We start from the raw sequence: 19226 nt of genomic DNA, 5'->3' as shown, positions 1-19226 counted from the left end.
TTTATATATTCACCCAAAGGGCGGCGAAGCCGTGTCCACTTATTCAGGATTAAAAAACAGCACAAAAAATACCATGAATGTGTCGGGAAAATGGATGAAACGCTTTCATTGAATAAGAGCTTATTCGTTATTCATGCATATTTATGCATAACAAAGATTTTTTACGCTTTTATTCACTAAAGCTGTGACGCAAAAGCATTTGTTAATCAAGCTCATAAAAAAGTTTAAATTGCGCTCATGTCAGGTCGATGATAAAATAATATAACCAATCTGTCTTGAATATTTATTAAGAATTCCCACTGAAAATTTTTCCTGAAATCCGTCTACTTTATAATAGAAAGGTTGCATACAATGAGACACACTGAACTGCCCGTCAAGCAAGGCCTGTACGATCCCCAGTTCGAAAAGGATGCCTGCGGAATGGGGTTTGTCGCCCATATCAAAGGCAAGCCATCCCATGATATTGTAAGTAACGCTTTGACCATGCTCTTCAATATGGAGCATCGGGGAGGCCAGGGAGCAGAACCAAACTCAGGTGACGGAGCCGGCATTATGCTGCAGATTCCGCACCGTTTCTTTACCGGTGAAGCCAGCAAGCTTGGGTTTGAACTGCCAGAGCAGGGGCATTACGGTGTAGGCATGATCTTTTTGTCTCACAACGAGGAGATCCGGGCCCGCCATGAAGCGCTCCTTAGCGAGATTATCGCCGAGGAAGGCCAGCAGGTGCTCGGCTACCGCGATGTACCTACTTTTGACGAGATGCTGGGTAAGACAGCCAAGGCGGCTAAGCCTTATGTGCGCCAGGTATTCATCGGCCGCTCCGAAGGAATCAAGGATGATCTGGCATTTGAGCGCAAGCTGTATGTTATCCGTAAACGTGCTGAATTGTCGATCCGTTATGGCGGTGCAGAAGAAGGCGAATCTTTCTATGTGCCAAGTATGTCCTGCCTAAAGATCGTATACAAAGGCATGTTGACTACTGCGCAGGTAGGCCAGTTCTATCTGGATCTGCAGAATGAAGCGCTAGAATCAGCGATTGCCCTTGTGCATTCCCGGTTCAGCACCAACACCTTCCCAAGCTGGGAACGTGCCCACCCTTACCGTTTCATGATCCACAACGGTGAGATCAATACCTTGCGCGGCAATGTGAACTGGATGCACGCGCGCCAATCGCTGTTCAAGAGTGAAGTGTTCGGGGAAGACCTGAGCAAGATCAAGCCTGTCGTGAACCCTGACGGCTCCGATACGGCTATGTTCGACAACACCTTCGAATTCCTGTACCTCAGCGGGCGTTCCCTGCCGCATGTGGCTATGATGATGGTTCCTGAGCCTTGGGGCAACCATGACAGCATGGACGAAGAAAAGAAGGCTTTCTACGAATACCACAGCACCTTGATGGAACCGTGGGACGGACCCGCTGCAATGGGCTTCACCGACGGTGTGCAGATCGGTGCGATTCTTGACCGCAACGGCCTTCGCCCTGCGCGTTATTATGTAACCAAAGACGATATGATTATTTTATCCTCGGAAGCCGGAGTGCTTGATATTCCTGCCGAGGATGTACTATACAAGGACCGGTTAAGACCAGGACGCATGCTGCTGGTAGATACGAAGCAGGGCCGGATCATATCCGACGAAGAAGTCAAAGCCGAGATTGCTTCCGAGCAGCCTTACCGCCAGTGGCTGGATGAGCATCTGATTGGCCTTGACGAGCTTCCCGATGCTCCAGAGCTGCCGAATCCGAAGCATGACAATGTGCAGCAGCTGCAGCAGTCCTTCGGATATACCTTTGAAGATCTGCGCAAGGTGCTGGAGCCAATGGCTTCCACCGGTGCCGAAGCTGTAGGCTCAATGGGCTATGATGCCCCATTGGCGGTACTGTCGGACCGTCCGCAGCGTCTCTATAACTATTTTAAACAAATGTTCGCCCAGGTAACCAATCCGCCAATCGATGCGATCCGTGAAGAGCTGGTGACCTCGACAGCGACAACGATCGGACCTGAACGCAACCTGCTTAAGCCGGAACCTGAGAGCTGCCGGCAGATTTCCCTGGATTCGCCGATCCTCTCCAATGAGGATTTTGCGAAGATCCGCCATGTCCGCCGCGCTGGGTTCAAGTCGATGTCGATTCCGATTCTGTTCCCGGCTGAGCTGGGCGCGGAAGGTCTGCGCATCGCGCTGGAGCGGATGAATGAAGCGGCTGACCGCGTTATGGCCAAAGGGCATAACATTCTGATTCTGTCCGACCGTGGCGTAGACCGTGAGAATGCCGCTATTCCGGCACTGCTTGCCGTCTCCAGCCTGCATCACCATCTGATCCGCTCGGGAACCCGTACCAAGGTCAGCATCTTGCTGGAATCCGGCGAACCGCGTGAAGTGCATCATTATGCGCTGCTGCTCGGCTATGGGGTGAGTGCGGTCAACCCTTACCTCGCTTTCGAGAGTCTGGATGACATGATCGGCCAGGGCCTGCTGCGCGGCATTTCACATGAGAAGGCAGTGAAGAATTATATTAAAGCTGCGACGAAGAGCGTAGTGAAAATTTTGTCCAAAATGGGCATTTCGACGATTCAATCCTACCGGGGCGCGCAGATTTTTGAAGCTGTTGGCCTGAATTCGGAATTCGTGGACCGTTACTTCACCTGGACACCTTCCCGTATCGGAGGCATTGGCCTGGAAGAAGTGGCAGCAGAGGCGCTAGTCTCTCATAACCGCGCCTTTACTGACAAGGATGGCAGTGACAAGGTGCTCGATTCCGGCGGTGAATACCAATGGCGCAGCGACGGGGAAGAGCATCTGTTCAACCCGCAGACCATTCATCTTCTCCAGCACTCCGTGCGGAGCGGCGATTATGGGCTGTACAAGAAGTATGCGGCACTTGTGCAAGGAGAGAGCGAGAAGCATCAGACACTTCGTTCCATGCTGCAGTTCAAGTCTGCGAATTCACCAGTACCACTGGATGAGGTTGAGTCTGCAGAATCCATCATGAAACGCTTCAAGACCGGCGCCATGTCCTTTGGCTCGATCAGCAAGGAAGCACATGAGACACTGGCGATAGCGATGAACCGTATCGGCGGCAAGAGCAATACCGGTGAAGGCGGAGAAGATCCGGCCCGGTTTACTCCGGACAGCAACGGCGATTCCCGCCGCAGTGCGATCAAGCAGGTGGCATCGGGTCGATTCGGGGTTACCTCGAATTACCTGGTCAATGCTGATGAAATTCAGATCAAGATGGCGCAGGGGGCCAAGCCTGGTGAAGGCGGACAGCTTCCGGGCCGCAAGGTATATCCTTGGGTCGCAGAAGTGCGCGGCTCCACAGCAGGTGTCGGTCTGATCTCACCGCCTCCGCATCATGATATTTACTCTATTGAGGACCTGGCAGAATTGATCTATGATCTGAAAAATGCCAATCCCCGTGCCAATATTAACGTGAAGCTCGTGTCTGAAGTCGGTGTGGGAACCATCGCTGCCGGGGTAGCCAAAGGCCGTGCCGATATTATCCTGATCAGCGGCTACGATGGGGGTACCGGCGCATCGCCGATGAACTCCATCCGTCATGCCGGTCTTCCTTGGGAGCTTGGCCTGGCTGAGACCCATCAGACCTTGATGCTGAACAATCTGCGCGACCGTGTTGTTCTGGAAACGGACGGCAAAATGCTTAGCGGCCGTGACCTGGCAGTTGCTGTCCTGCTCGGTGCTGAGGAGTACGGATTTGCCACTGCACCGCTTGTAGCAGTTGGCTGTATTATGATGCGGGTATGCCAAATGGATACCTGTCCTGTAGGTGTAGCTACCCAGAATCCGGAGCTGCGTAAGAACTTTACCGGCGATCCGCAGCATGTCGTGAACTTTATGACCTTTGTAGCACAGGATCTGCGTGAGATTATGGCTGAGCTTGGTTTCCGCACCATTCAGGAAATGGTTGGACGCACGGACTGCCTGGATGCCGTCAAAGCTTCGAGTCACTGGAAGAAGAAAGGCGTAGATTTGAGCAGCCTGTTGCATACTCCGGCTATGCCGGAAGGAAGCACCCGTTACCGCAGTCAGACCCAGAACCATGGCTTGGAAGAAACATTGGATGTTTCCAAGCTGCTCGACCTTGCTGCACCGGCACTGGAATCCGGTACGGTGGTTGAAGCTTCACTTCCGATCACGAACGTCAATCGTGCGGTAGGAACCATCCTGGGCAGTGAGCTGACCCGTAAATATGGAGCAGCAGGTCTTCCAGATGATACGATCCGCCTGCATTTCACCGGTTCAGCGGGACAGAGTCTGGGGGCATTCGTACCGAAGGGAATCACGATCACGGTTGAAGGGGATTCCAATGACTATGTCGGCAAAGGACTTTCCGGAGGTAAGCTGATCATTAAGCCGTCCTCTAAGGCGACCTTTGCTGCCGAAGATAATATCATCATCGGGAATACGGCCCTGTACGGTGCTACCGGCGGTGAAGCTTATATCAGCGGGATTGCCGGCGAACGGTTCGCCGTCCGCAACTCCGGTGCGAATGTCGTTGTGGAAGGCGTGGGTGACCATGGCTGTGAATACATGACCGGCGGCCGTGTGGTTGTGCTTGGTGCAACGGGTCGCAACTTTGCGGCAGGCATGTCAGGCGGTATCGCCTACGTGTATGATCCCGACAATACGTTCGTCAAACGCTGCAACATTGAGATGGTTCTCTTGGAGCGTGTGGAGGAGCCTGAAGAAATTGCTGAACTGCAAGGTCTGATTATCCGCCATACCGAGCTTACAGGCAGTAATGCCGGACAACGCATCCTGGATACATGGGATGAGGCCCTGCCGAAATTTGCCCGTGTCATTCCGAAGGACTATAAACGGATGATGGAGCAGATCCGCAAGGTGGAGCAGACCGGTCTGACAGGCGAAGCTGCCCTGATGGCTGCATTTGAAGCGAATATGCGTGAGCTTGCCCGTGTTGGCGGCTAAACACTAACCACTCTCGAATAAAAGATAAATAAAGGGACAACATCGCCTCCTTAACCGGAGGGAGGTTGTCCCTTTTACTATTGCTGCATTTTTTTCCGCTTTTCAGGAAAAAGGGAAGTTGTGGTAGAATAAAACCCATATAAAATGAATTGTGAAAAAATGAAGGTGAAAGTAACGGAGGGAAGATTGGAACTGGAGGAGCGAATACGACCGCCTAGAAGCTTTCCGAAGGAAAGCTCGCTTCGGAAGCATTATCAGTTCACGGATTTCAACCGCATGCACCTCAATTGGAAACTCAAGCTCATTTTATATACACCGACGAAAGGAAGTGAGACCATGCCGAACACGGCAGAAGTGGTGAAGCCCGTAGCCAGCTTAATGGGTGTAACCAAAAAAATGGGTAACAAAACGCTGGTCAGCGACTTGACGCTCGATATCCCGCCCGGACAAATCTTCGGATTTCTCGGGCCGAATGGTGCCGGTAAAACAACTACCATTCGTATGATGGTCGGACTGATCTCGATCAGCCGCGGAGATATCCTGATTTGCGGCCGCAGCATCAAGGATCATTTTGAAGAAGCGGTTGCGAATATTGGGGCAATTGTGGAGAACCCTGAGATGTACAAGTTTCTTAGCGGATACCAGAATCTGCGCCAATATGCGCGGATGGTGCCAGGCGTGGACAAAAAGCGGATTCAAGAGGTTGTAGAACTGGTTGGGTTAGGGCAGCGTATACACGACAAGGTGAAGACCTATTCACTGGGAATGCGTCAGCGGCTGGGTGTAGCCCAGGCGTTGCTGCACCGTCCCAAGCTGCTGATCCTGGATGAACCGACGAATGGGCTTGACCCACAGGGAATCCGCGAGCTGCGCGACTATTTGCGCCGTCTATGCCAGGAGGAAGGCACGACTGTGTTTGTCTCCAGCCATCTGCTGTCCGAGATGGAGCTGATGTGCGATACAGTGGCAATCATCCAGAATGGTAAGCTGATAGACGTGAAGCAGCTTAAGGCTGTAGGCACGGAGGTACTGCCCGTCGGCGAGACACTGTTTGAGGTTAGTGATCCTGAAGCGGCATTGGCCTTGCTGGGGACCGGGGTACTGAAGGATGGTGGAATTGCCGTGGAAGCGGACCGCGAGGCTATCGCCGAATGGAATGCGAAGCTAGTCACAGGCGGGATCAAGGTCTACGGTATTAAAGTGCTGGCCCGTTCACTTGAAGATCAATTCCTGGAAATCACCGGAGGTGAAGGCATTGGGTAATTTCGCGGCTCTCATACATAATGAGAACGTTAAAATCTATAGTCGTATACGTACATGGATCATGCTCATTATTCTGGCTGTGATGAGCGCGCTGTTTCCGGCGCTGTTCTACTTTACCAGCAGTGATCCCTCCACGACAGAGCTGTGGAACAGCTTTCAAATGACCGTGAGCATCGCTTTTTTCCTCAATACGATTTTTACAGTTGTGATTGCCTCCGACTCCGTTGCGGGCGAATTTTCCTGGGGGACCATTAAGCTGCTGCTGATCCGCCCATGGAGCCGTTCCAAAATACTGCTCTCCAAGTACATCTCTCTAATCCTGTTCAGCTTGCTCAGTACGGCTGTACTGATCGTATTTGGATATGTGTCCGCGCTTATATTCTCCTCTTCCTCCGGGCTTGGAGGAGCTTCAATGTCGGCATGGAGTCCAGCAGAATACACATTCCTGGGCATTCTGTGCAGCTATGCTGAGCTATTCCTGACCGCTGCTCTGGCCTTTATGGTGTCGAGTGTCTTCCGTGCAAGCGGACTGGCGATCGGGTTGTCGCTGTTTATTATGTTTGCCAAGGATATTTTTGTGGCTATCTTTAGCCCTGAGCGTTATGAGTGGGCTAAATATCTGATCTTCACTCATATGGACCTGCATGGTTACCTGTTGTCAGATAAAGGCCCGGGTGGAGTCACGTTGGGATTTGCCATCGCGGTACTAGCCGTCTATTATCTTCTATTCATGCTGGTGTCCTGGATTGTATTCCGTAAAAGAGATGTTGCTGCATAAATCGGGCTGCTGCACCAGCCCGATTCAAGATTGTTCTGTACAATAGAATTTACTAGGCTTCATAGGGACGGCTAAGCCGTTTCTGCTTGTTTGGAGCCGCGTTTGCCGGCTTTGTCCGTATGCCCGTTTTTCTGAAGTCCGCCCGCTTTTTCTGTGGCGGGCTCTTCGGCCATGGTAACGGAGCCATTCAGCAAGCTGCCCTCCATGATGCTTAAGGTGCCGGCCAGAATATTGCCATGCAGCTGACCGGTACCCGTCATCATTAGCCTCTGATCGGCAACCACATCGCCGTATACCTTGCCCGCAATGATGATATCCTGTGCTTTGATGGTGGAACGGACGGTTCCCTGTTCACCGACGGTGACAGTTCCCCGGCAGTGGATTTCTCCGCTGAAGTTGCCTTCAATCCGTAAATTAGTGTCGCAAGTGACTTTGCCCTCCAGCGTACCCCCGTACCCGATCAGCGAGTCGGTGGATTTCACCGGCGTGTGCTGTTTGTTTTTATTCCACATGCGTTTATCCTCCTTAGTGTTTGTTAGGATTACTCCACAGAATAACTTCGTACTTAACTTTCTTCCTGCTCAAGGCTGTACATAACCCAAAGGATTGACCGGTTTGTTTTGTTTGACCACCTGGAAATGAAGATGGGGTCCCGTGCTGCGCCCGGTATTGCCAAGCAAACCGATCTTCTGGCCTTTGCTTACCTTGGTGCCGGGGGAGACCAGCATTCCATTCAAATGCATGTACCAGGACTCCAGCCCATTGTCATGTTTGATGATAATATATTTGCCTCGTGCGCCCATTTGCTCGGCGGCGGTGACCACGCCATCCATGGCAGCATATACGGGATCGCCGATACTGCCTGCAATATCGATGCCGGAATGATAGGCTGAAGTCCCGTTGAAAGGGTCTGAACGGTAACCGAAGCTGGAAGTAATGATCTTGGACTGGGTAGGCCAGATAATGGCAGGTGCCAGCCGGGCTTTTTCAGCAATCGCCTTTTTGGCCTGCAGACTGGCTTTAGCGGTATTTGCTTTTTGGGCTTCTGTAATCGTCACAGGGATCCTGCTCATCATTTCATCCAGCATGCTGCGGATTTCCTCATAGTCATCTTTCGTTTCCCGCACGAGCTCCAGGGGATCGTTCGGGTAGACAGCGATATATTCCCCGCCTACCTGTGGCGTGAATATACCTTTCGCTGATAAGGCAGCAGCTGATACAGCGGTAAAAGAAGCCCCGCCCGAATAATGTGTTTCTGCCGGAGGAGATAATACGGTACCCGCTCCAGGTGTAGAGGGACCTGCGGTGCTGGATGTTTTGGAGGCGGAGGATTTCTCTTTGCCGCTGGCTGCTGGACTGCTTCCCTTGTCAATCAGAGACTGCAGCTGCTGCTCCAGCTCGCTAACGCTTTTCAGTTTGTCTTTGATATGGTCAGCTTCCTCCGATAATTCAGTAACTTGGCTGCGAAGCTGCAGCAAGGCCTGATCCTTATCGGCAACCTTCATTTCCATACGAAGGTTGGTCAGGGATAGTGCCGCGGCTTCTGCTTCCAGCTCGGAAATGGAGCGGGAGGCATGAAAATGCATGGAAGTGACCAGACTGGAGAGAGAAAGGGCGGCAGCAGCCGGCAGCGCAAGAGCGAGCGGCTTGGATAGCTGAAGCTGCCTTACCGGACGTCCGGCTTCACGGACAACAAGCAGCGTGATCCGGTTATGATCGGGCTGATTCTTCATAGCTTCTCCTTTCCTGCGGCTCGTGCAGCCGCCTTGTGTTCACTGAAGTCCTGATTTCTGTGGGCTCATCCGAATCGTCCTACTACTCTATGTATTCCATGTCCTTGGGGAACATGACAACGGTTTGCTGGAATTAGGAGGGAGACTTACGGTGCAGCTGTACTAGAATCACCTTAGCTTAATCGTGGAAGCACAGAGTTGCCGGATGCATGCGGACCTGTAAGGTGCTTGGACTAACTATAAAATATTCAAGAGGGTGACGGATTGGTAATATTGGCGCTTATTCTATGTTTTTTTATTCTGCAGATTGCTGCAATCCTACTGCTCGAATTCCGCCGCCCGCAAAGAGCGTTGGCCTGGTTGCTTGTTACCTTCTGCTGCCCGCCGCTCGGGCTGCTGTTCTATTATTTTTTCGGACGGGATTATTGGCAGAACCGCAAGCTCGAGAAGAGATGCATTTCGTTGTTTCGGGAGATCCGTGCTCATGTGTCCGGCAAAATCAAGCTTGTGAAACATGCAGAAGAGAGTGGGAATCCGCATTTTTCAGACTATAAAGGACTGCTGTTCCTGCTCTCCCGGCTGTCAGAGATTCCGGTCACCGGCCGGAACAAATGTCAGGTGCTGGCTGACGGACAGCAAGCTTACGACTCCATGCTTGAAGCTATGGAAGCAGCGCGGGAGCATATCCATATGGAATTCTATATTTTTCGTGATGATGAGACCGGAAAGCAGTTCCAGGAGGTCATGATCCGCAAGGCGCGCCAGGGAGTTAGGGTACGCCTGCTTTGTGATGGACTGGGCAGCCATAAGCTGGATCGCGGCTTCATGGGCAGGCTGAGACATGCCGGAGTGGAGGTGCATTTCTTCCTGCCGCCACTAACTTCCCTGCTGGAGCGCAGGTTTAATTTCCGGAATCACCGGAAAATCGTTGTCGTCGATGGACTTGTGGGGTTCACCGGCGGGATGAACGTAGGGGATGATTATCTGGGGAAAAATCCAAAGCTGGGATATTGGCGGGATACCCACCTTCGCCTGGAAGGGGATGCGGTCTACAGCCTGCAGTATGTTTTCCTGAAAGATTGGAGGCTGGCAGCAGGTGAGGGAATGAGCCATCCCCGCTTTTTCCCGGCGCATGAATGTGCGGAAAAAGAAGCTGTTCTCGTTGTCGCCAGTGGCCCGGACGGGGCGCTGGACGCCTCACAGGAGATGTATTTCGCGTCAATTGTAGCGGCGAAAGAACGGATATGGATTACCTCACCTTATTTTATTCCCGATCCTACGATCTGCCGGGCACTCAAGAGTGCGGTGCTTGCTGGGGTAGATGTGCGGATAATCATTCCGGACAAACCAGACAACAGGCTGGTGTACAATGCGTCTCTTTCCTACCTGGAAAACCTGCAGGATGCCGGAGTGAAATTCTACCGCTATCAGAAAGGATTCATGCATGCCAAGGTGATGATTATCGATGATGTTCTGGGGACGGTGGGGAGTGCCAACCTGGATATGCGGAGCTTTTACTCCAACTTTGAGCTGACAGCCGTTATGCTCAGCCCGGAGGTGATCGCGCTGCTTGCTGCTGGTTTTGAACAGGACATGGAGCATAGTGAATTTATTGAACCGGCAGTCTTTCGGAGAAGAGGACAAATTGTCAAATGCATAGAAAGTCTTTGTCAGCTGTTATCACCGCTTTTATGACAGTTTGAGTGATAGAAACTTGAGTTTTCGGAGGTTCTAACATTTTCTATGCCATAAAGGACCCTCTTTTATGATATAATGAAGGTATAAGAAGTAACTATACTTTTAATAGGGGGAGTTCTATGACTGTAAGCCAACAATTATTCACGAATGAGGAACAGAAAAAACCACAGAAATCAGAGGCCTTTAAGAGGGCCAAATTGGTTCAAAGGATCGTAATGATCGTGCTTGGATCAGCGATGATGTCTGTGGCATTGGAGATTTTCCTTGTTCCCAATCAATTGATTGACGGCGGAATTACCGGCATTTCCATTATGATATCCCATATTTTCCATATCCCGTTGGGGATTATATTAACTCTGCTTAACTTGCCCTTCCTTGTAATCGGCTATAAGCAAATCGGTAAAACCTTTGCCTTATCCACTTTGTTTGCTGTAGTTCTGATGTCCATTGGCACTCAACTGCTGCATCCTGTAGCCCCGCTAACGGGTGAACCGCTGCTTGCCGCAGTGTTTGGAGGCGTTATTCTGGGCGTAGGCGTTGGCCTGGTGGTAAGGTATGGAGGATCGCTGGATGGTACAGAAATCGTCGCCATTCTGGTCTCGAAGAAGCTTCCATTCTCCGTAGGTGAAGTAGTGATGTTCTTCAACCTGTTTATTCTTTCCGGTGCAGGCTTTGTGTTTGGCTGGAACAATGCAATGTTCTCATTAATCGCTTACTACATTGCTTTTAAGGTAATTGATGTTACGCTTGAGGGTTTGGATCAATCGAAATCGGTATGGATCATCAGCGATAAATTCCGTGATATCGGAGAAGCGTTGACTGAACGGCTCGGACGTGGTGTTACTTATCTGGATGGGGAAGGCGGCTTCTCCGGCGATAACAAGAAAGTTATTTTTGTAGTCATTACCCGTTTGGAAGAAGCGAAGCTTAAAGCTATTGTTGAAGATTGGGATACCGAGGCTTTTGTCGCGATTGGCAATATCCATGATGTTAAGGGCGGCCGCTTTAAGAAAAAATCAATCCATTAGCTTTGCCCGCAAGAAACGGGAGCGCTAACCGAAGGAAGGTATACTTACGAACGACAGAGTAATCAATTCGGCGTCTGTATCAAGTATCGCCGCATTCTCATATAGAGTACCTTCCGTCCATATGGTGGACGCCTGGTAAGCCCGCAGCCTGAATAGGCAGTTGCGGGCTTATTGCTTTTTGGAGAGGAGATATTAAGGGAGCTTGGAGATAAGGGCTTCCACCGGCTGTGCAGGCACTTTGGCGATCAGATCACCCATGCGGCTGAGGCGCTCCTCGATGTTCTGCAGGTGGAAATCAGCAGGCGAGACATCCCGTCGAACCTCTTCCCACAGAAGAGGAGTAGAGACAGTAGCCAGCGGGCGGGCTCGTGGTGTATAAGGCGCAGCAAGCGTTTTGCCGCCGTAATGTTGAAGGTAATCAAAATAAATTTTGTCCCCCCGATGCTTCTTTAGCCGCTCCAAGGTGAACAGGTCCGGACGTTTCTCCGTCACGTACCGGCCGACAAAGTGGCCGATCCGGCGCAGGCCGTCGAAGGTGACTACGGGACGGATAGGTACAATAATCTGCACGCCTGTTGCACCGGAGGTCTTCGGGACCGAGGCAATGCCCAGAGATTGGAGCACCTCGCCTACAACTGCAGTCGCTTCCATAATCCGCGGTTCGACTTCAAGCGAAGGATCAAGGTCAATCATCCATTCGCAGGGCAGCTCACTTCCCGCGTAATGAAGCGAGGGATGAAACTCCAGGGCGGCCATATTCCCCAGCCAGAGCAGTTCCGGCAGCCCCTGGAGAAGGATATAATTGATGTTGTCATGTGTTGCTGTACGGACAAAGTCGGGCAGGGGCTCAGGCGCATTTTTCTGATAAAAGGACATGCCTGGGACGCCGTGCGGATAGCGGATCACCGTCAGGAGGCGGTCCCGGCAGTACTGCAGCAGGTAAGGAGAGAGGGCGGCAAGTTTCTCCAGATAAATCTGTTTGGTAATGCCCCGCTCCGGCCATAGCAGCTTCTCCGGGTTCGTTATGGTGATTTCTTGTCCTCCGATGGTAATGGAACCCCGGATAGTCTTGGGCATCCGGCATCCTCCTTTTGAAATAAGGGATATCTTGCACTGTCAGCCTTTCTGCTCCATCCGGCAAGACAGCGGGGGAAGGTCCAATTGGGCTTGGATGACAGGTTGGCGCAGGGTTCCTGAGAGGTTCCACTCCAGGAAGTGCAGCTTGAAGACCAGCTGAGGCTGTATCCAGACGGCTCCCTTACTCCGCTGCGGGATAGTGGTGAAAGGCATGTCTGAAACTCGAAGTTTCTCAACCAGTGCAGTTATGCTGCGCCAGTCCTGTACAGTCATCCGGCCTGCTCCGGCATGTCCGATGTAATGCAGCCTGTCCTCGCTGTCATAAAGACCGAAGAGCAGAGCATTTACAAGTCCATCCCTGTAGGTGACACCGCCAACTACGGCGGTTACATCGGAGATGATCTTGCGCTTTTGCCATCGTCCGTCTTTTCCCCCGGGTGCATAGGTGCTGTTGATGTCCTTGCACACAATCCCTTCCAGGCTTCCGTTCTGTGCAGCGGCTAAAAGCTCGGAGGGGCGGGTATAGCTGGGCACGTTCTGCACATGAGGATGAGGCAGCAGGATGTGGCTTAAGATTTGCTGACGGCTTGACAGCGGCTGATCCAGAAGCCAGAAGCCATCACAGTACAAAATATCAAATATCATATAGAGCACGGGAACATGCGGGCAAACAGCCTTGATGGCTCCAGGATTCTTCAGGCTGTCCCGGCGCATCACCTCATGAAAGGACGGTTTGCCGCTGCTAAGCGCGATGACTTCACCATCCAGTATCACAGATTCAGCCTTGCAGTAAGCTCTGGGGTCCGCGATTTCAGGATACTGCAAGGTGCGCCGGTTGCCGCGCCGGTTAATCAGTTCTGCGGCTTTCCCGTCGTAATAGGAGAGCATACGCACACCGTCCCATTTAATCTGCGCAATCCACTGATCACCCTCCGGCAGCTGTGATGCCAGTATAGGTTCGAAAGGAACTACCGGCTGCAGTTTCATGGGTTAAGCACCTGTTTCCTTGCTCTTGGCTGTGCGCCGTTTCGGTTTGGGTGCTATGACCGGGATCGGTCCGGTGGCCTCATTCACGACCGCAGTACCGGCTGGGACTTTGGATGATTTGGCAGTGCCTGTTTTTTTTCTGCCGGCAGCGTCAGTTTGCGGCTTAGTCTTGGCGGTAGCGGGCGATGGTCCCGGATCTGAAGGAATATGCTGCACCGCTTCGATACTGGCCTGAAGTGCAGCCATCAGATCGATGACATTGCTCTCCTGGCGGGCCGGGGCTATATGGAATTCCTCGCCTGCAATCTTATGGGTAATCAGGTCAAGCATCCGCTGGCGGTAGTCATCGGTGTATTTGCCCGGCTCAAAGGGGGTGGACAGCTGTGATATCAGGAGCTTGGCCATATCCAGCTCCTTATCGCTCACGATCCCGGGCTCCGGCAGTCCTGGAACCTGGGATACAGGCCGGACCTCATCCGGATAATATATCGTTTCGATTGCCAGGCAATCAGCCAGTACACGGATGGCGGCGAGGCTGCTTTTGGAGCGGATGGAGATTTTGGCAATACCGATCTTGCCGGTCTGGCGCATGGCTTCCATCAATAGACGATATGCGTTAGCTCCCGCCTGGTCTGGAGAGAGGTAATATGTTTTTTGAAAATAGATCGGGTCGATCTCCGTTAAGTCCACAAAATCCAAAATGGTAATGCTTTTGCTGCTCTCCTCTGTCAGCTGATCCAGCTCTTCTTTGTCAAACAGGACAAATTTCCCCTTCTCATACTCGTAGCCCTTGCCGATTTCATCCCAAGCCACTTCCTTGTCGCAGACAGGGCATTTGCGCACATAGGACAGCGGACTGCCGCATTCCTTATGGATGTAGCGCAGTGATATGTCTTTGTCCTCGGTAGCGGAGAACATTTTGACCGGAACATGGACAAGCCCGAAGCTGATGGCCCCTTTCCAAACAGTATGCATGATGATCCCTCCTGATCCAAAGTGCTTTGGCTTAGTATGCGGCAGCAGGTCTTTTTCTACCCTGATGCATTTTTTGCGCCGGTTGGGAAAAAATAAACCCAGGCATGAGGATACCCTGCGTTCAATTGGAGGTAGCAGAAATGGATCAGGAACGAAACGAATGGATCAATGCTTTGTCAGAGCAGGATATCCCGGCTGAAGCCGTGGATTGGGAGAGTATTGTAGAGACCGGGGGAGACGAAGAGCTACCCGGAAATTTCGACCGGCTGGATGCGGAAGCGACCATCGGGGAACTGCCGGCGGTGGATGATAACCTATTTAAGGAGACCCAACAATGAACATACAGCGGGCAAAGGAAATTTACGCTTCCAAGGATATGATCTCTGTCCATCTGGACGGAGAGCCAGTCTGGATCGAACATGTGGATTCGGATAACGGGATGGCTACAGTGCAGGTAGGCTCACGTCCGACAAATACGCATACCGTGGGCGTGGAGCGTTTGGAAGAGCAGGGTAGTTAGGCTCTGAGCTATTGTACAAAAGGACCGGTTGAGGCGGGGGAGTACCCGTTCAATCGGTTTTTTATTATTGACGGAGGCTGAACCAAACCCCTATATTGAACTTGTGAAAATGATGAAAAGAGTTGATCCATTATGCGTCCTATATTGCTGGGTGTTTGTTCGGCTCTGTTTTTTGCGGTAACGTTTGTACTTAACCGGAGGATGGAGCTGGCGGGCGGGAGCTGGGCATGGAGTGCCTCCCTGCGTTATTTGTTCACACTGCCGTTTCTGCTAACCATCGTGGCAGGGCGCGGCAGACTTAGGCCGCTTCTGGCTGCAATGAAAGAGAAGCCCTCTGCCTGGCTGTTGTGGGGAACGGTTGGCTTTGGCCTTTTTTATGCTCCGATTTGTTTGGCTGCTGCCTATGCACCAGGCTGGCTTACGGCAGGGACCTGGCAGATCACGATTATTTCCGGCTCTCTCCTGGCCCCCTTTTTCGGGCAATGGGTGAATGGACCATCGGGCAGACTATACATACGCGGCCAAATCCCTTTGCGCGGCCTGGGCTTGTCCCTTATTATTTTACTCGGTGTGGTGCTGCTTCAGGCGGAGCATGCAAGAACTCTTGCTCCGGAACAAGTGCTGATGGGCATTATTCCTGTACTGATTGCTTCGTTTGCCTATCCGCTTGGAAACCGGAGAATGATGGAGCTGTGCGGTGACCGCCTGGATGTGTTTCAGCGGATTCTCGGCATGACCCTGGCCAGTCTTCCATTCTGGGTTATTGTTGGATTGTATGGCTTGGCAGACAGTGGACTCCCTTCCTCCGCCCAAGCGGGACAATCCCTCATCGTTGCCCTGTCTTCAGGAATAATAGCGACTGTACTTTTTTTTCGGGCTACAGATATGGTCCGCAGCAGTATGGGAGGACTTGCGGCGGTAGAAGCGACCCAATCCCTGGAAGTACTGTTTACCTTGGCGGGAGAGATGCTGATTCTTACTTCACCGGTGCCTTCAATGCTCTCATGGATTGGGATTGCCGTCATTATTATAGGGATGGCTTTGCATAGTTTGTTCTCGGAACATACGAAGAACCAAGCCTCTGCCTCTTTGGCGCTACCCGCTGCCCCGGCTCTGGCAGCAGACGGCAAAGAGTGAAGGACGGCTGTTGCGGTGGAAGTACCATACCGATATAATTGAAAGTATTGTTACTTGGAAAGCTGGAGTATTTTAATATGTAGAGGTGGTAGTTGCAGCTTGAACAACAACGCTGAAACGGTATTCACTTACCGTTCCTATAGTCTGGCGGATACAGAATTGCTGGCAGCTGAGCTGGCCGCCTCGGCGGCGGCAGGCATGGTTATCGGGCTGGACGGCGATCTGGGTGCAGGAAAGACAGCTTTCTCACAGAGCTTTGCGCGTCATTTGGGCGTGGAAGGGATTGTCAGCAGCCCCACTTTTACGATCATCAAGGAGTATCAGGGACGTCTTCCGTTGTACCATATGGATGTATACCGTATTTCGCTTCAGGAAGCGGATGAGCTGGGACTGGATGAGTATTTTTATGGACAGGGTGTGAGCCTGGTCGAATGGAGCAGTATAATATCGGATTTGATGCCGCCGCAGCATCTCCATATAGCCATGGAAACTTACGGGCCGGAGGAACGGCTGATTACGGTGACCGGAAGCGGGGAGCCTTACGGTGAGTTATGCCGGGCTATGATCCAGAAGTGGGGTAATGAAAGATGAAGAATCAAATGGAAGAGCCGCGCAAGCGGTTTTTGGCGCTGGATACATCCACAGCTGTACTCGGAGTAGCGATAACGGAAAACGGTGAGCTGCTGCATGAGACGAATGCTTCCGGGGAACGGAACCATTCCGTACACCTGCTGCCGATCATTGAGCAGGCACTGCAGGCCACCGGTACAACTTCTGCTATGATTGGCGGAGTCTCTGTAGGCCTGGGGCCCGGATCTTACACCGGAACACGGATCGCTGTTACAGCTGCGAAGACACTGGCCTGGGCCTGGAAGGTGCCGGTAGCCGGTATTTCCAGCCTGCAGGCATTGGCTTGGGGCGGTTTGGCTGCGGCTTTGGGGCAGCCCGAGGGGGTAGAAGAGAGTCCAAGGTCCGGGACAGGCCCGGACTGGATCATTCCTCTGCTGGATGCGCGCCGCGGGCAAGCCTACACTGCACTATTCGTTGCGGACGGTGACCGGGCGCCCCGTAGACTTGAACCGGACGCTATCCGGCTCATGGAAGACTGGGTGCAGCACCTGGCCGGCAGACTGAAGGAGGCGGCAGCAGAAGGTGTGAAGCCGCGTGTAATTTGGTTTGTCGGAGAGACGCAGCTGCACGGCAGCGAAGAAACGACTTTTTTGCTCCGCGAGCTGGGACGGGTAGAGGCTGTGCCCTATGAGCTGGAAGGCCGCTGGGCAGGTTATTTGGGGGAAGAACGCCTGCAAGCAGGAAGTGATGATCTGCACAGTCTAATCCCGAACTATACTCAGCTTTCCGAAGCGGAAGCCAATCTGCGCCGGAGCAGTGAAGGGAGCCTGAATCAATAATGATGGAGTCGGAGCCGCTAAAAGATCAGGGAACGGAGCTTATATTCCGCCTGATGAAGCTTGAGGATATTCCCGAAATTCTGATTATTGAACGGGAAGCCTTCACGATGCCGTGGACGGAGGAAGCCTTCCGTAATGAGCTGACGCATAATCATTTTGCCAAATATATGGTCATGGAGCTGAACGGGCATATTCTTGGCTATGCGGGAATGTGGGCTATTGTCGACGAAGCGCATGTTACGAATATTGCCTTACTAGAGGCGTACCGGGGACGCAAGTGGGGCGAAAGACTGCTGGACGAGCTGATGAAGACGGCTGCTTTTTTGGGCATGAAGTCCATCACACTGGAGGTCCGGGTCTCGAATGAGGTCGCCCAGAATTTGTACCGCAAAATGGGCTTCCGTCCTGCAGGTACCCGCAAGGGTTATTACTCGGATAATCGCGAGGACGCACTGATCATGTGGGCGGATCTGCCGGAGTATGGGGAGCAAGGGATGACGGAAGGAAGCGTGGACCTGAAATGAAGACACAAACGGGTGAAGTCCAGCCTGTGCTAATACTGGCTATTGAGACCAGCTGTGATGAGACTTCCGTTGCGGTGGTAAAAGACGGCAGCGAGGTGCTCTCAAACATCATCTCAAGCCAGATCGAAACGCACCGTGCGTTCGGCGGCGTCGTGCCTGAAGTGGCATCCCGCAAGCACGTGGAGGTAATTACTCTGGTGATTGAGGAAGCGCTGGCGGTGGCTGGTATACAGCCGGAACAGCTGACGGCGGTTGCGGTTACTCAGGGGCCGGGTCTGGTAGGGGCGCTCCTGGTCGGTGTTGTAGCTGCCAAAAGCCTTGCGCTTGCCTGGGGCAAGCCGCTGATCGGCACGCATCATATTGCCGGGCATATATATGCCAACCGGCTGGTTCAAGAGCTGCAATATCCGAACATGACGCTAGTCGTATCCGGCGGACATACGGAACTGGTTAGCATGCAGCGGGAAGGTGAGTTCCGGATTATCGGCCGTACCCGCGATGATGCCGTGGGCGAAGCCTATGACAAAGTTGCACGGGCACTCGGGTTTCCTTATCCCGGCGGTCCCCATGTGGACCGTCTGGCCCGCGAGGCAACCGAAGCTGTGCCGCTTCCGCGTGTCTGGCTGGAGCCGGGCTCCTATGATTTCAGCTTCAGCGGTCTGAAGTCGGCGGTGCTGAATGTGGTCAATCAGAGCAAGATGAAGGGTCTTACGCCGGATGTGGCCGGCATTGCCCGCGGCTTCCAGGAGTCGGTGGTGGAGGTGCTCGTGGAGAAGGCAGTTCGTGCTGTAAAAGCAAATCAAGCCAAGCAGCTCCTGCTAAGCGGAGGCGTAGCGGCCAACAAGGGCCTGCGCGAAGCGCTGACGGCTCGCTGCCGGGCTGAGGGCATCGAGCTGATCATTCCGCCTCCGGTGTACTGCACTGATAATGCGGCTATGATCGGTGCAGCAGCTTATGTAAAGTGGAGGCATGACGGCAGTACACCGCTGGACATGGTTGCCGATCCGGGGTTCTCGCTGGAAAAATGGTCGGTAGGAGCCTATTGACATCTTTTGGAGCTGGCGGGTATAATCAGTTCAATCATTATTCATAATTTGAACAAACGCGATGAATGGAAGCAGTAAGGAACCTCCGGGATTAGAGAGCTGCG

At 52.6% G+C, this 19226-nt stretch carries 17 protein-coding genes; 12 read left to right on the top strand and 5 right to left on the bottom strand.

What is annotated here, in order from left to right:
- Window positions 1-351 precede the first annotated feature (351 nt).
- The 3 genes from gltB (at window position 352) to A3849_RS27095 (ending at window position 6988) form a co-directional block, all read left to right on the top strand.
- Window positions 352-4947: a glutamate synthase large subunit gene (gene gltB / locus A3849_RS27105; protein ID WP_074114198.1), complete on the top strand. Its 4596-nt coding sequence runs from the start codon at window positions 352-354 to the stop codon at window positions 4945-4947.
- Window positions 4948-5283: 336 nt separating this feature from the next.
- Window positions 5284-6210, top strand: coding sequence for an ABC transporter ATP-binding protein (locus A3849_RS27100; protein ID WP_074114201.1), 927 nt, complete (start codon window positions 5284-5286; stop codon window positions 6208-6210).
- Complete coding sequence (locus A3849_RS27095; RefSeq protein WP_074114197.1) at window positions 6203-6988, top strand: ABC transporter permease; 786 nt, start codon at window positions 6203-6205, stop codon at window positions 6986-6988. Before A3849_RS27100 ends, A3849_RS27095 begins: the two co-directional genes overlap by 8 nt.
- Before the next feature lie 71 nt (window positions 6989-7059).
- Here A3849_RS27095 and A3849_RS27090 read toward each other — a convergent pair whose 3' ends face one another.
- Window positions 7060-7500, bottom strand: a complete 441-nt coding sequence (locus tag A3849_RS27090) for a bactofilin family protein (RefSeq protein ID WP_074114196.1) — start codon at window positions 7498-7500, stop codon at window positions 7060-7062.
- Window positions 7501-7569: 69 nt separating this feature from the next.
- Window positions 7570-8721, bottom strand: a complete 1152-nt coding sequence (locus A3849_RS33900) for a M23 family metallopeptidase (RefSeq protein ID WP_074114195.1) — start codon at window positions 8719-8721, stop codon at window positions 7570-7572.
- A gap of 264 nt (window positions 8722-8985) precedes the next feature.
- Here A3849_RS33900 and cls point away from each other — a divergent pair, with 264 nt between their 5' ends.
- Both cls and A3849_RS27075 read left to right on the top strand, forming a co-directional pair.
- Window positions 8986-10416 carry a cardiolipin synthase gene (cls, locus tag A3849_RS27080; protein WP_074114194.1) on the top strand — a complete coding sequence of 477 codons (1431 nt, stop codon included), beginning with the start codon at window positions 8986-8988 and terminating at the stop codon, window positions 10414-10416.
- A gap of 122 nt (window positions 10417-10538) precedes the next feature.
- The gene (locus tag A3849_RS27075; protein ID WP_074114193.1) at window positions 10539-11447 is read left to right on the top strand and encodes a YitT family protein; all 909 of its coding nucleotides are present in this window, start codon (window positions 10539-10541) and stop codon (window positions 11445-11447) included.
- Between the two features lie 192 nt (window positions 11448-11639).
- Here the strand turns inward: A3849_RS27075 and ligD are convergent, their stop codons facing one another.
- Genes ligD through ku form a run of 3 tightly spaced genes read right to left on the bottom strand, consistent with a single transcriptional unit; the run spans window position 11640 to window position 14486 of the window.
- Entirely contained in the window at window positions 11640-12524 is an 885-nt protein-coding gene (gene ligD, locus A3849_RS27070; RefSeq protein ID WP_074114192.1) for a non-homologous end-joining DNA ligase, read from the bottom strand.
- A 39-nt stretch (window positions 12525-12563) separates the two neighbouring features.
- The gene (locus A3849_RS27065; protein ID WP_074114191.1) at window positions 12564-13511 is read right to left on the bottom strand and encodes an ATP-dependent DNA ligase; all 948 of its coding nucleotides are present in this window, start codon (window positions 13509-13511) and stop codon (window positions 12564-12566) included.
- Between the two features lie 3 nt (window positions 13512-13514).
- Window positions 13515-14486, bottom strand: coding sequence for a non-homologous end joining protein Ku (gene ku / locus A3849_RS27060; protein ID WP_074114190.1), 972 nt, complete (start codon window positions 14484-14486; stop codon window positions 13515-13517).
- A 140-nt stretch (window positions 14487-14626) separates the two neighbouring features.
- Between ku and A3849_RS27055 the strand changes: the two genes are divergently transcribed.
- From A3849_RS27055 to tsaD, 7 genes are all read left to right on the top strand, one after another.
- Window positions 14627-14824, top strand: a complete 198-nt coding sequence (locus A3849_RS27055) for a hypothetical protein (RefSeq protein ID WP_074114189.1) — start codon at window positions 14627-14629, stop codon at window positions 14822-14824.
- The gene (locus tag A3849_RS27050; protein WP_074114188.1) at window positions 14821-15006 is read left to right on the top strand and encodes an H-type small acid-soluble spore protein; all 186 of its coding nucleotides are present in this window, start codon (window positions 14821-14823) and stop codon (window positions 15004-15006) included. The genes A3849_RS27055 and A3849_RS27050 overlap by 4 nt, the downstream gene beginning before the upstream one ends.
- A 132-nt stretch (window positions 15007-15138) precedes the next feature.
- Window positions 15139-16143 (top strand): DMT family transporter, encoded by a 1005-nt coding sequence (locus tag A3849_RS27045; protein ID WP_074114187.1) that lies wholly within the window; start codon window positions 15139-15141, stop codon window positions 16141-16143.
- 99 nt (window positions 16144-16242) lie between these two features.
- Window positions 16243-16734, top strand: coding sequence for a tRNA (adenosine(37)-N6)-threonylcarbamoyltransferase complex ATPase subunit type 1 TsaE (gene tsaE, locus A3849_RS27040; protein ID WP_074114186.1), 492 nt, complete (start codon window positions 16243-16245; stop codon window positions 16732-16734).
- Window positions 16731-17552, top strand: coding sequence for a tRNA (adenosine(37)-N6)-threonylcarbamoyltransferase complex dimerization subunit type 1 TsaB (tsaB, locus tag A3849_RS27035; RefSeq protein WP_074114185.1), 822 nt, complete (start codon window positions 16731-16733; stop codon window positions 17550-17552). Before tsaE ends, tsaB begins: the two co-directional genes overlap by 4 nt.
- On the top strand, window positions 17552-18076 hold the full coding sequence (gene rimI, locus A3849_RS27030) for a ribosomal protein S18-alanine N-acetyltransferase (RefSeq protein WP_083613683.1): 525 nt from the start codon (window positions 17552-17554) through the stop codon (window positions 18074-18076). The genes tsaB and rimI overlap by 1 nt, the downstream gene beginning before the upstream one ends.
- Window positions 18073-19122, top strand: coding sequence for a tRNA (adenosine(37)-N6)-threonylcarbamoyltransferase complex transferase subunit TsaD (tsaD, locus tag A3849_RS27025; protein WP_074114184.1), 1050 nt, complete (start codon window positions 18073-18075; stop codon window positions 19120-19122). Before rimI ends, tsaD begins: the two co-directional genes overlap by 4 nt.
- Window positions 19123-19226: the final 104 nt, after the last annotated feature.

The organism is Paenibacillus sp. P46E (genome assembly GCF_001909095.1).
GTDB classification, from domain to species: domain Bacteria; phylum Bacillota; class Bacilli; order Paenibacillales; family Paenibacillaceae; genus Paenibacillus_AQ; species Paenibacillus_AQ helianthi.
This window is presented reverse-complemented; position numbering and strand designations above follow the sequence as displayed.